This is a genomic window from Sciscionella sediminilitoris (genome assembly GCF_000737195.2).
GTDB lineage: Bacteria > Actinomycetota > Actinomycetes > Mycobacteriales > Pseudonocardiaceae > Sciscionella > Sciscionella sediminilitoris.
This window is the reverse complement of sequence record NZ_JALM01000003.1, coordinates 42,504-54,613: the sequence shown is the minus strand read 5'-3', so window position 1 is coordinate 54,613 and position 12,110 is coordinate 42,504. Positions and strand designations below refer to the sequence as shown.

Below are 12,110 nucleotides of genomic sequence, written 5' to 3'. Positions count from 1 at the left end.
ACCGCTCAACAGTCCCGTTCCACCAGTTCGCTCAGCAGGACCTGGGTGCGGGTGTGCGCGATGCACTTGGTGCGCTGCAGCCGCAGGATGACCTCCTCGAGGTGATCGATATCGCTTGCCTGCACTAGGGCGAGGGCATCCGCGTTCCCCGCCGTCGTCCAGGCCCGCACGATCTCCTCCTGTCCGGTCAGCGCCGCGGTGAGCGCCTCCCGCGTGGTGCCCGCAGCGGCGAACACCCCGATCAGCGCCTGGGTTCCCCGGCCGAGTGCGAATCGGTCGAGCCGCACCGTGTAGCCGCGGATCACCCCGGACTCCTCGAGCCGGGCGATCCGGCGCTTGACCGAGGATGCGGCCAGGCCGCAGGCGTGCGCAAGACGTTCGAGCGAACTCCGGCCGTCCCGGCGCAGTTCATGCAAGATTCCGCGATCGATCTCGTCCATGCGCCGGATTATTGCAAGATTCGCGCTCGCCGTGCGGATTCTCTCGACAGCCCGGACGGCCGCGGCCTAGCTTCCGGAGTATGCGCAAATTCGCCGAGCTCGCCAGCGATGCCTTCGATGTGCACGCCGAAGCCGTTGCCCTGCAAGGGGAACGGCATACGAACCTGCGACTGGACGTGGCCGGGAGCCCGCGCTATCTGCTGAAGGTGTACGCGGCCGGCACGGCGAGCGCGGAACTGGTCATGCAGGAGGCGCTGCTTGCCCACCTCGGGGACAGCACGGCGGTACCGACCACCCGGCTCGCGGCCAGCGCGGACGTCGAACTGGACGGGCAACGGCGCCGTGCGCACCTGCTGCACTGGGTTCCCGGGACGGTGTGGGCGCACGCCGGTGCCCCCGGTCCGGCCCGGCTGCGCGCGCTCGGGGCCGCGGTCGCCGCGCTGGACGAACGGCTGGCCGGATTCGAGCATCCGGAACTGGACCGGGACTACCGGTGGAATCCGCTGCACGCCGCGGCGCTCGAACACGCGGTGGTGCTGCTCGCCGGACCGGAGCGGGAGTTCGCCGCAGGGGTGTTCGCGCGGCTGCCGGAGTTCGCGCCCCGGCTCGCCGCGCTGCCGGGACAGGCGATCCACAACGACGCCAATGAGCACAACATCCTGGTCGGCGCGGACGGGGAGATCGCGGGAATCGTGGACCTCGGCGATGTGGTGCGCGCGCCCCGGGTGTGCGGGCTGGCCGTCGCGCTCGCCTACGCCCAGCTCGGCGCGCCCGACCCGGTCGCGGCGGCCTGTTCGGTGCTCGCCGGGTACCACGGGAATTCCCCGCTGTCGGCGGCGGAACTGGACCTGCTGCCGGATCTGGTGGATCTGCGACTGGCGATGAGCCTGTGCAACGCCGCCGACCAGCACGCCGCCGATCCGGGCAACGCATACCTGGAGACCAGCCAGCCCGCGATCCGGGAGCTGCTCGGCAGGCTCGCCGAGGTACCGCGTGAGCTGCTGACCGCGCGGTTCCGGGACGCCTGCGGATACCGCCCGGTCGCCGCGGGCAGGGAGATCGTGACCTGGCTGCGCGGGGCGGACTGCGCTCCCGCCCCGATGCTGCGCACCGATCCGGCGAGCGCGCGGGTGCACGCCATCGACTGGAGCGCCGAGGGCCCCGCGGAGCTGCACATCGGCAACGGGGCCGCCGCCGTGGACACCGCGATCGCCAGGCAGCGCGCGGCGGGCGCGGCCACGCTGAGCATCGGCCGCTACCGCGAGGACCGGGTGGTGTACCGCTCGGCGGCCTTCGCGAGCGCGCAGGGGGAACGGCGCAGCGTGCACATGGGTATCGACGTGTTCGCCGCCGCGGGCGCCGAGGTGTTCAGTCCCTTCGCGGGAACCGTTGCCGCGGCCGAGTTCCGGGGCGCGGACTACGACTACGGCGGGGTGCTCCTGCTGGAGTACCGGACCGGTTCGGGCACCCCGTTCTGGCTGCTCGTCGGGCACCTCGACCGGGAGAGCGTCACCGGAATCCGCGCCGGGCAGGGCATCGGCCGCGGGGAACGGATCGGGCGGGTCGGCGCGGCGGGGGAGAACGGTGGCTGGCCGCCGCACATTCACGTGCAGCTGTTCACCACGCTGCTCGGCCGCTCGACCGACCTGCCGGGCGCCGTGCGGCCGAGCGAGGTGGATGTGTGGGAGAGCATCTGCCCCGATCCGAACCTCGTGCTGCGCGCGCGGGCCGTGACCGAGGCGGCGGCCACGCGGGACGCGGAACAGATCGCGGCGCGCCGGGCGGCGAACCTCGCGCCCACCCTGTCACTGAGCTATGCCGAGCCGCTGCACATCGTCGAGGGGGAGGGCGCGGAACTGGTCGATGTGCACGGCAGGCGCTACCTGGACCTGGTGAACAACGTCTGCCACGTCGGGCACTGTCATCCCCGGGTGGTCGAGGCACTCAGCGCGCAGGCCGGGCGGCTGAACACGAACACCCGGTACCTGCACGCGAACCTCACCGAGTACGCCCGCGCGCTGGCCGCGACCTTCCCGGATCCGCTGAACGTGGTGCTGCTGACCAATTCCGGGAGCGAGGCCAACGACCTGGCGCTGCGGCTGGCCCGCACCGCGACCGGGCGGCGGCACACCCTGGTGCTGGACTGGGCCTATCACGGCAACCTGAGCTCACTGATCGAGATCAGCCCGTACAAGTTCAACCGGTCCGGGGGAACGGGGCCCGGTGAACACGTCCGGGTCTGCGCGATCCCGGATCCCTACCGTGGCGAGTTCGGTGCGGACGGCCCGCGCTATGCCGCGGATGTGGCCCGGCACTGTGCCGAACTGTCCGCACGCCACACCCCGGCCGCGGCTTTCGTGCACGAGTCGATTCCCGGCTGCGCGGGCCAGGTCGAGCTCGCCGAGGGGTATCTCGCCGCCGCTTACGCACACGCGCGGGAGGCGGGCGCGCTGTGTATCGCCGACGAGGTGCAGTGCGGATTCGGCAGGGTCGGCGAGCACATGTGGGCCTTCGAACGACACGGTGTGGTTCCGGACATCGTCACCCTCGGCAAACCGATCGGGAACGGTCATCCGATCGGCGCGGTGGTCACCACGCCCGAGGTGGCGCGCCGGTTCCGGACCGGGATGGAGTACTTCAACACCTACGGCGGGAACCCGGTCTCCTGCGCGGCCGGGCAGGCGGTTCTCGAAGTGCTCGCCGAGGAACGGCTGATGGCGAACGCGCAGGTGGTCGGCGGCCACCTGGTGCAGCGGCTGTCCGCACTGGCCGAACACGACGGCGGAATCGGGCAGGTGCGCGGGCGCGGGCTGTTCCTCGGGATGGAACTGGTCGAGGACACCGCGAGCAAACGCCCCGACAAGGAGCGCGCGAACCGGGTGGTGGAAGCCGCGAAAGCCGACGGCGTGCTGCTGTCCACCGACGGGCCGCACGACAACGTGCTCAAGATCAAGCCGCCGCTGGTGCTGAGTCTCGCGCAGGCACACCACGCCGCGGATGTGCTCGAGCGCGCGCTCAGCCGTTGTGCGCCACGGTCCCGGTGACCGCGCGTTCGAAAAGATCGGCGAGGGCCCGGCCGTGGGCGGTCAGATCCAGGTCCGGATGGCGGGCCGCGTAGCCGGGAAGCGTTTCCGTCGTGCCCCGGATCGCCAAGGCCATCGAGCGGATCGGGAAATCCAGGAATTCGCCGGTCCGCTGCCCCTCGCGCAGAATCTCCTCGATCGGGGCGAGGGCCATTTCCTCGAGCGCGGGATCCCCGCCGAGCTCGTGTTCGGCGGCGACGGCGATCATCGCATGGATGTCGTTCGGGGCGATCAGGAGCGCGGCGGGGAACGCCTCGAGATAGGCGCGCAGCCGCGCGGTCGGGCCGGACGCGCCGGCCATGCGTTCCTGGATGAACCCGGCCCCGCGCCCGGCGACGGTGGTGAACACCGCGTCCAGTAGTTCCTTGCGGTTGGTGAAGTGGTAAAAGATCGCGCCCTTGGTGATTGCCGCCCGGCTTGCGATCTCGGACAGCGAGGCGCGCTTCACCCCGAGCTCGGCGATCACCTCGATCGCGCACTGCACGAGGTATTCCCTGCGCTCCTCGTCGCGCCCTGCTGACCGCACGGTCAAGAACACTATCACCCGGGTGAGGTTCGCCGGTAAAACCTCTGTGCACCATTCTGACCGATCGGTTAGAATGGTTTTGACACGCAAAGGAGGGTGTAATGGAGACGTTTACCGGATTTTTCGCGAACCCGATTCCCGAGCGGCCGAGCGAGGAGAGTGTGCGGGCGCTGGCCAAGCTGCGGCACAACCGGCGGATGGCGGGGCTGATGCGGCCGAAGGGGATCCGGCTGCGGCTGGCGCGGGCGATGGGGGAGAAGCTGTTGAGCGTCAAGACCCCGGAGGACTGCACGGTGCGCGAGGTCGCCTACGGCAGACCCGGGTTGCTGGTCGGCGATGCCGGGACGGATGCCGCGAACGGTGTGCTGCTGTGGGTGCACGGCGGCGGTCTGGTCGCGGGTTCCCCTGCTGGAGAACAGGGTTTCGCGGCCCGCTATGCGCAGCGTTCGGGGTTGCCCGCGTTCCTGCCGAGTTACCGGCTGGCGCCGGAGCATCCCTTCCCGGCCGCGCAGGACGATGTGCTCGCCGCGTATCGGGGACTGCTGGACGCGGGATTCCCCGCCGAGTCCATTCGCCTCGGCGGCGGGTCCTCGGGGGCGTATCTGCTCGTGGGCCTGCTCGGGGATCTCGCCCGCAACGGGCTGCCGATGCCCGGCGCCGCGCTGCTGCTCTCGCCGACCGTGGACATCACCGGGAAGGCGGCGTGCGCACGCGATGCCGAACAGCCCGATCCGGTGTACCCGCCCGCGAAGACCGTCAACTGGCTGCTCGAGGCCTACCTGCCCGATGGGCGTACCGATGATCCGCGGCTGTCCCCGCTGGAGACGGATACCGGCGGCTGGCCGCCCGTGCTGGTGCAGACCGGTGGCACCGAGTGCGTGGTCGCCGATGCGGAGCTGCTCGGTGCAGCCCTGCGCGGGCGGCGCTGCGAGGTGCAGATCTGGCCGGGGCAGGTGCACGGGTTCCAGATGCTCGGCGCCGACTCCCTTCCGGAGGCCAAGGCCGCGTGCGAGTACGGGGCCCGGTTCCTCGCGCAGCGCTGGTGACCCCGGTTCAGGGCCGGTAAGGTCCCTCCGCCGCGTTCACCGCGAGCAGCCCGCCGTCCACCCGGTGTTCGGAACCGGTGATGAATGAGGCGCGCGGTCCGGCGAGGAAGGCGATCAGCTCGGCGACCTCCTCCGGTTCGGCGACCCGCCCGAGCGGATGCGCCGCGCCGAGTTCGCCGAGCAGTTCCCCGGTGTCCCGCCCGTCCGCGGTGAGTCCGACCGCCCAGCGCAGCATCGGGGTGTGCACCGATCCGGGGCAGACGACGTTCACCCGGATCCCCTCGTGCGCGTGATCCACGGCCATGGCCTTGGTGAACGCGTTGATCGCGCCCTTGCTCGCGCAGTAGGCGGCCGCGTTCGTCTGAGCCACGAAGGCCTGCACCGAGGAGACGTTCACGATGGCCCCGCCGCCCCGGGCGCGCAGGTGCGGAAGCACGGCGCGGCAGGCGTGGAAGATGCCCTTCACGTTCACCCCGAACACTTCGTCCCAGAGCTCGTCCGAGGTGTGCTCCGCGGTGCCATAGCGCTGGATTCCCGCGGAGTTGACCAGAATGTCGATACCGCCGAACCGTTCCGCGCACGCGGTGACCCAGTCGGCGACCGCGGCGGGCTCGGCCACGTCGAGCACGGTTCCGCTCGCCCCGGGAAGTTCGGCGGTCTCGGTCCCGCAGTAGGCGACCTGCGCGCCGCCCTCGAGCAGCCGCCGCACCGCCGCCGCCCCGATCCCTGCGGAGCCGCCGGTCACCAGCGCCACCGATCCGGCGAATTCTCCCTGTGTCATCACGACTCCTTGATCTTCTCGGCGAACTCGAGCTGGAGCTGTTTCTGGAACGTGCCGCCGCCCTCGTGCCCGGAATAGGGCCAGACGACGAGATCCTTCGGGCCCGCGTAGTGATTGTGCACCGCGAACCCGGTGTGCGGCGGGCAGACCTCGTCGCGCAGTGCCACGGAGAACAGCGCGGGAATCCGGGCGCGCACCGCGAACTGCAGACCGTCGAAGTAGTCGAGGGTGGCGAAGGCCCGGGTGGTGTGTTCGGGATGGGTGCGGCAGTAGCGGGCAAGCTCCACGTAGGGATCGGCCTCGGTGAGCTCGACCGCGTGCCGGATGTCGCTGAGGAAAGGGACATCGGCGAGCAGCGCGGCGACCCCGAAACCCCGCCGTGGCGCGAGAATCGAGGCGGCGAGTGCGATCGCGGCGCCCTGGCTGCCGCCGTGCAGCAGCACCCGTTCCGCGTCGATGTCCGGGTGGCCGTGTGCGAACTCGACCGCGCGCACCGCATCCGCGAACACCCTGCGGTAGTAGTGGTGCAGCGGATCCAGCACGCCCCTGGTGAGGAATCCGGAGACCTGGGGCGTGTGATCGCCGACCGGGTCCGGGGTGTCGGTGCCCTGGCCGCGGGTGTCCACGACCAGTTGCGCGTATCCGGCAGCACTCCACAGCAGGCGGTCGATGGGCAGTCCGCGGCCACCGGTGTAGCCGATGTACTCGATCACACACGGCATCGGACCGGGTACGTTTTCCGGGATCTGCAGCCAGGCACGGATTTCCTGGCCGCCGAATCCGTGAAACGTCACATCGAACACCCGGACGGTGCGTAGCGGGCTTGCCACCGGAACGCATTCGGGGCCGAGTGCGAATGCCGTCGTTTCGGTGAGCGTGTGATCCCAGAACGTGTCGAAGTCCGCTGGTTCCTGGCGTGCGGGACGGTATCCGCGCAGCTCAGCCTCGTCGATGCCGAACAACATGGAAGTCATTAAATCACTTGATGTCTCCCTCTTGGCCGGACAGACATAAAGTGATTAGATGAATTTATGCACCAGCACATCCCAACGGTGGGAGACCTCGCCGCGGATCCCGTACTCGACCGGCTCGACGAGATGGTGAACCCGCCGGGGCTGACCAACTTCCTCGGTGCGGTACAGGCCGAGCACGATCTCACCGGGCTGCGCGGGGTGAACTTCCCGCCACTCGGACACGGACCGACGAGCACCGCACTGTGCTATGTGGACGGACGGCTGTTCCGTTCGCTCGGGATCCCGGTCGAGGTGCGCTGGCGCCCGGACCGGGTGGTGCGCACCGCGGTCTTCGGCGACCTCCGGATCACCAGCACCACGGTGTGCGTCCCGGACACGACCGCCGTCGCCGTGCACATCGAGGTGGCCAATCAGGGACTCACCGCGCGCACGACCAGGATCGGGCTGCGGGTGTTCTCCACCGCGGTGCGCAACGGCGGCGGGGTGCACTCCACGTTCCCCGGTGGCACCGAGAATTCCCTCGCGGTCGACCGCGAACGGCGCGCGGTGCTCGGCAGCAGCGCGGCAGCGGTCGCCGTACAGGGCCTGGACACCGAGCCGAGCCGGATCGACGAGCGCATCACCGAGGTCGAGCTCACCGTCCAACCGGGACAGTCCGAGGCGTTCGGTTATCTGCACGTGCTCGCGGACAACGAGACGGATGCGCTCGCCGGGTACGACCGGCTCATCGCGGATGTTCCCGGGCTGCTCGACGCGGCCCGCGAGCAGTGGGACCACGCGCTTGCCGCGGTCTTCGAACCGGGCAACGACCTGTTCGACGGGCATCTTCCGGTGCTGGAGACCGATTCCCCGGTGCTGCGCAGGCTGTACTGGACCGGAATCCTCGGCGTGCTCTACTTCCGCAGGGACAATCCGCACAGCGTGCTCGGGCGTACCTTCGACACCCTGATGCCGCGGTACTGGCAGTCCGCGACGTTCATCTGGGACTACAGCCTCAGCTCGACCGTGCACGCGCTGCTCGAACCGAACGTCATGCGCCGCCACCTCGAGCACTGGATCACCACCGACATTCACACCCACTACGGCACCGAATGGCTCACCGGGAAACCGTTCGGCTGCTGGTATTCGGTCAACGACTACGCGATGACCCGGCTGACCCGCGACTACGTGCGCTGGAGCGGGGACACCGACTGGTTGTCCAGCACGATCGCCACCGAACAGGGTGGTGCGCGGCGGGTGGCCGACCACATGACCGAATGGGCGCGCGCCTGGGAAGGCCTGCGCGGAAGCGGCGAGCTCGCCGACTACGGCGGAACCGACAACCTGCTCGAATGCGTTTCCAGTTATGTGCACGAGGTCGCCGGGCTGAACGCGGCGAACGTGTGGGCGATGCGCGCGGCCGCCGAGGCGCGCGGGCTGCTCGGCGAACAGGAGGAGGCCGAGCGGCTGCGTGCCGCCGCGGCGGAGCTGGTCGGCGCGGTGAGCGAGCTCTACGTGGACGGCGGCGGCTACTGGAACGCGCGCCAGCCGGACGGCAGCCTGCTCCCGGTGCGGCACTGCTACGACTTCAACACCGCGGGCCAGGCGATCGGCGGTGACCTCCCGCAGCGGCGGCGCGCGGAGATGATCGCTTTCTTCGAACGGGAACTGCGTACCCCGGAATGGATGCGCGCGCTCTCGGCCTGCGACGAGGACGCGGCCTACAGCATCCGACCCGATCACCAGTACAACGGCGCGTACACGGCCTGGCCCGCCGAAGCGGTCGCGGCACTGTGCGCGCTCGGTGGCGCGGAAACCGCGATGGAGTGGCTGCCCGGGCTCGCGGAGGCCTGCCGCTGGGGACCACTGGCCCAGGGGCACCTCGCCGAGGGAGACCATGCGGTGAAAGGACTTCCGCAGTACCCGTACCTGATGGACTGGGCGTGCTCCTCGGGCGGCAGCTTCGCGGGCATGGTGATCCAGTCGGTGTTCGGCGTGGACGTGGGACTGGACGGCGAGGTCAGCGCGAATCCACGGCTGGAGCGCTTCGATGAGCACGCGCGGCTGCGTGGGCTGCGCATCCAGGGCCGGGTCTACGAGGTGGACCGCGACGGCATCCGGGAACAGCGATGACCGCGCGCGGCCTGGCCGTGTTCGCCGCCGCGGGCCTGATCGCGACGCTGTGCGCCGCCGTTCCCGCGCAGGCAGCGGGAACGGGCGACTGTACGCGCCCGAGCTTCGGCACGGGTACCGCGAACACCGAGCTGACCGGGCAGTTCTCCCGGTACGGCGAACAGGCCTCGGGCCGGAACTGGTCCGGCGGGGACAGCACCTATTCGGTGCGGCTGCCCGATGGCCGGATCGTCTGGCTGTTCTCCGACACCTTCCTCGGTCCGGTGCGCGGGGACGGCACCCGGGCCCCGGATTCCCCGTTCATCCACAATTCCTTCGTCACCCAGCGCGGGACCGAACTGTCCACCGTGTACGGCAAGGGGCCGGACGCGGTGCTGCATCCGCCGGACGCGGATCCGGAAACCGACTGGTACTGGGTCGGGGCCGCGTCGGTCACCGGCGATACCCTCACCGTGCTGTACCTGCAGTGGCACCTGCCGAAGGGGAGCCAGGATCCCTTGGGAGACCTGGAATTCCGCGGCAACCTCTATGCCAGGTACTCGCTCGGCGACCTGCACCTGATCGACACCCATCCGCTGCCGTCCGCGCTGCCCCTGGTGGAGCGGGGTTCCTGGCTGCTCACCGAGGGCGGTTACACCTACCTGTACGGGGTGCGTGATCACGGCGCGGAGAAGAACATGGAACTGGCCAGGGTGCGCGGGACCGACCTGAGCGGGAAATGGGAGTTCCGCACCGCGGACGGCTGGTCGGACAAGGAGGCCGATTCCGCGCCGTTGCTGGGCGGGGTGGCCAACGAGTACAGCGTCAGCAAACTCGGCGACGCCTATGTACTCGTCACCCAGGACACCACGAAGCAGTGGAACAACGAGATCGTGGCCTATACCAGCTGCGCCCCGGACGGTCCGTTCACCGGGAAGACCGTGCTGTACCGGACCCCGGAAGGCGCGCCCGGCAGTGTCTACACCGGACCGAACGGGCACACCAGCGACAAGGTGTACAGCTACAACGCGCACGTGCATCCGGAGCTGAGCGGCAGCGGAAGACTCACCCTCTCGTACAACGTGAACACCCTGGACACCACGAAACCCGCGCAGGCGAACGACAATTACGCCGACACCTCGATCTACCGGCCCCGGTTCGTGGATGTGCCGGTCACCGAAGGACGGAAACACTAGGGAGTGGCGATGACCGAGCAGGCGATGACGCACAACACGCTGTCGGCCAACCTCGCCGACTGGACCATCCAGCTGATCAGGGCCGAAGGGCTCGGTCGCGGGGACGCCCTGCCGACCGCGCGGGATCTCGCCCAGCGCTTCGGTGTGTCCACCCCGACCATGCGGGAGGCACTGCGCAGCCTGCAGGCCACCGAGATCGTGGAGATCAAGCACGGCTCGGGAATCTATGTCGGGCCCAATATCGGGCGCACCGTGCTGCCGAACCGCAACGCCGGGGTGCTGTCCCCGGAACGGTTCGACGAACTGCTCGAGGCGCGGCTGCTGGTGGAACCCCGGCTGGCCGAACTCGCCGCGGGCAACCGCACCCGGGAGCAGGTGGACCGGTTGCGGGAGTGCCTGGAGCGGGCGGCCGGGCAGCTCGGTGACGACGCCGCCCTGCATACCGAGAACATGGACTTCCACCGGCTGATCGCCGAGACCGCGGGCAATTCCGTGCTCGCCGAGGTCGTGGACTCGCTGCTGTCGGTGCACGGCCCGGAGCAGCGCCAGATCCTGCGCATCTACAACGACCGGGAGCGCGACCACGCCGAGCACCTGGACATCCTCGCCGCCATCGAGGCGGGAAAACCCGTGGTGGCCCGGCGGCTGATCACCAAGCACCTCGAGGTGGTGCGGGAGATCGTGGCGGCCAACCTGAGCGAGGAATCGTGAACCGCCCGCGGGTACTTGCGGTGTTCGCCGTCGTGATCCTCGCGCTCGGCGGCTGCGCGGGCGGGACCCAGAAACCCGGCACACTCACCCTGTTCAACGACAAGGATGCCTGGAAACCCTATTTCCAGCAGCTCGGATCCCTTGCCAAGAAAAAGATCGGGCTCGACCTCGAACCCTCGGGGTACACCGATGAGCCGACCTATCAGGCCACGATCCGCTCCTCCTTCCAGACCCAGGTGAAGCCGGACCTGTTCACCTGGACCACCGGACCGGAGCTGCGCAAGCTCGTCGAACGCCACCAGGTCGCGGACACCACCGAGATCTGGGACAAGGCCGTCGCGAACGGGGACATCAGCCCGCAGGTCCGCCAGTACTACACGGTCGGCGGGCGGCAGTACTGCATTCCGCTCGCCAACTCCTACTGGGGCATGTTCTACAACAAGCACCTGTTCGACCGGTACGGGCTGCACCCGCCGAAGACCTGGGACGAGCTCATCGGGATCGCGAAAACCCTGAAATCGCACGGAATCGCGCCGTTCTACGAGACGACGAAACTGTTCAGCTTCGCCTGGTTCCAGCAGCTGCTCGCCGGTTCCGATCCGGACCTCTATCAGCGGCTGGCCGAGGGCAAGGCGAAATACACCGATCCCGGTGTGGTCGCGGTCATGCAGCGCTTCCGGGAGCTGGCCGAGCAGGGCCTGTTCTCCGATTCGGGAAGCAAGATCGAACCCGAGGCGCAGCTGAAATCCGGGAAGACCGCCATGGCCCCGGCAGGCACCTACCTGAACTCGAAGTTCCTGCTCTCCGGTCAGCGGATCGGGGTGGACTACGACTTCTTCCCGATCCCGAACGTCAACCCGAAGCTGCCCAAGACCTCGGTGCTCTACGAAACCGGAGCACTGTGCGCGCCGTCGGGATCGGACCGGCTCGCCGAAGCCGAGAAGTTCATGTCCTGGTGGCTCGGCGAGACCGCGCAGCGGCCGTGGTCGACCATCCGGGACGAGGTCTCCACCAATCCCAAGGTGACCACGAAGGCGCCGAGCCTCAACGCCGTCGCGAACGCCGCCAACAACGGCGCGTACCGGCTGCTCAACCGGTACTACGACATCACACCCGAACCGATCCTCACTCCGGCGGTCGACGCGTTCGGGGCGGTCATGGTGCACCCCGACCAGTACCGCGCGCAGCTGGACATCGTGCAACAGGCCGCGGACGACTACTGGAAAACCGAGGCGGAGAAACACGAAACCGACTGAGCACAG

Annotated in this window: 10 protein-coding genes; 6 read left to right on the top strand and 4 right to left on the bottom strand. The window is 69.2% G+C overall.

Annotation, left to right across the window (positions count from 1 at the left end):
- Nucleotides 1-5: 5 nt before the first annotated feature.
- Nucleotides 6-440 carry an Lrp/AsnC family transcriptional regulator gene (locus tag AD72_RS00690; protein ID WP_031464355.1) on the bottom strand — a complete coding sequence of 145 codons (435 nt, stop codon included), beginning with the start codon at nucleotides 438-440 and terminating at the stop codon, nucleotides 6-8.
- Between the two features lie 80 nt (nucleotides 441-520).
- Here AD72_RS00690 and AD72_RS00685 point away from each other — a divergent pair, with 80 nt between their 5' ends.
- Nucleotides 521-3,484 carry an aminotransferase class III-fold pyridoxal phosphate-dependent enzyme gene (locus tag AD72_RS00685; protein ID WP_051897641.1) on the top strand — a complete coding sequence of 988 codons (2,964 nt, stop codon included), beginning with the start codon at nucleotides 521-523 and terminating at the stop codon, nucleotides 3,482-3,484.
- On the opposite strand, the gene AD72_RS00680 is transcribed toward AD72_RS00685, so the two are convergent.
- Complete coding sequence (locus AD72_RS00680) at nucleotides 3,456-4,049, bottom strand: TetR/AcrR family transcriptional regulator (protein ID WP_197284842.1); 594 nt, start codon at nucleotides 4,047-4,049, stop codon at nucleotides 3,456-3,458. The genes AD72_RS00685 and AD72_RS00680 overlap by 29 nt on opposite strands.
- 101 nt (nucleotides 4,050-4,150) lie before the next feature.
- Here AD72_RS00680 and AD72_RS00675 point away from each other — a divergent pair, with 101 nt between their 5' ends.
- Nucleotides 4,151-5,095, top strand: a complete 945-nt coding sequence (locus AD72_RS00675) for an alpha/beta hydrolase (protein ID WP_051897636.1) — start codon at nucleotides 4,151-4,153, stop codon at nucleotides 5,093-5,095.
- A 7-nt stretch (nucleotides 5,096-5,102) separates the two neighbouring features.
- Here AD72_RS00675 and AD72_RS00670 read toward each other — a convergent pair whose 3' ends face one another.
- Together AD72_RS00670 and AD72_RS00665 are read right to left on the bottom strand one after the other, a co-directional pair.
- Nucleotides 5,103-5,876, bottom strand: a complete 774-nt coding sequence (locus tag AD72_RS00670; protein WP_031464351.1) for an SDR family NAD(P)-dependent oxidoreductase — start codon at nucleotides 5,874-5,876, stop codon at nucleotides 5,103-5,105.
- Nucleotides 5,876-6,841, bottom strand: coding sequence for an acetylxylan esterase (locus AD72_RS00665; protein ID WP_031464350.1), 966 nt, complete (start codon nucleotides 6,839-6,841; stop codon nucleotides 5,876-5,878). The genes AD72_RS00670 and AD72_RS00665 overlap by 1 nt, the downstream gene beginning before the upstream one ends.
- A 66-nt stretch (nucleotides 6,842-6,907) precedes the next feature.
- Here AD72_RS00665 and AD72_RS00660 point away from each other — a divergent pair, with 66 nt between their 5' ends.
- From AD72_RS00660 to AD72_RS00645, 4 genes are read left to right on the top strand one after another with little or no spacing between them, the layout of a single operon-like run.
- The gene (locus tag AD72_RS00660) at nucleotides 6,908-8,962 is read left to right on the top strand and encodes a glucosidase family protein (RefSeq protein WP_031464349.1); all 2,055 of its coding nucleotides are present in this window, start codon (nucleotides 6,908-6,910) and stop codon (nucleotides 8,960-8,962) included.
- Complete coding sequence (locus AD72_RS00655) at nucleotides 8,959-10,137, top strand: glycoside hydrolase family 183 protein (protein WP_037344450.1); 1,179 nt, start codon at nucleotides 8,959-8,961, stop codon at nucleotides 10,135-10,137. The genes AD72_RS00660 and AD72_RS00655 overlap by 4 nt, the downstream gene beginning before the upstream one ends.
- A gap of 9 nt (nucleotides 10,138-10,146) precedes the next feature.
- Entirely contained in the window at nucleotides 10,147-10,848 is a 702-nt protein-coding gene (locus tag AD72_RS00650; RefSeq protein ID WP_031464347.1) for a FadR/GntR family transcriptional regulator, read from the top strand.
- On the top strand, nucleotides 10,845-12,104 hold the full coding sequence (locus AD72_RS00645) for an ABC transporter substrate-binding protein (protein ID WP_031464346.1): 1,260 nt from the start codon (nucleotides 10,845-10,847) through the stop codon (nucleotides 12,102-12,104). The genes AD72_RS00650 and AD72_RS00645 overlap by 4 nt, the downstream gene beginning before the upstream one ends.
- Nucleotides 12,105-12,110 lie beyond the last annotated feature (6 nt).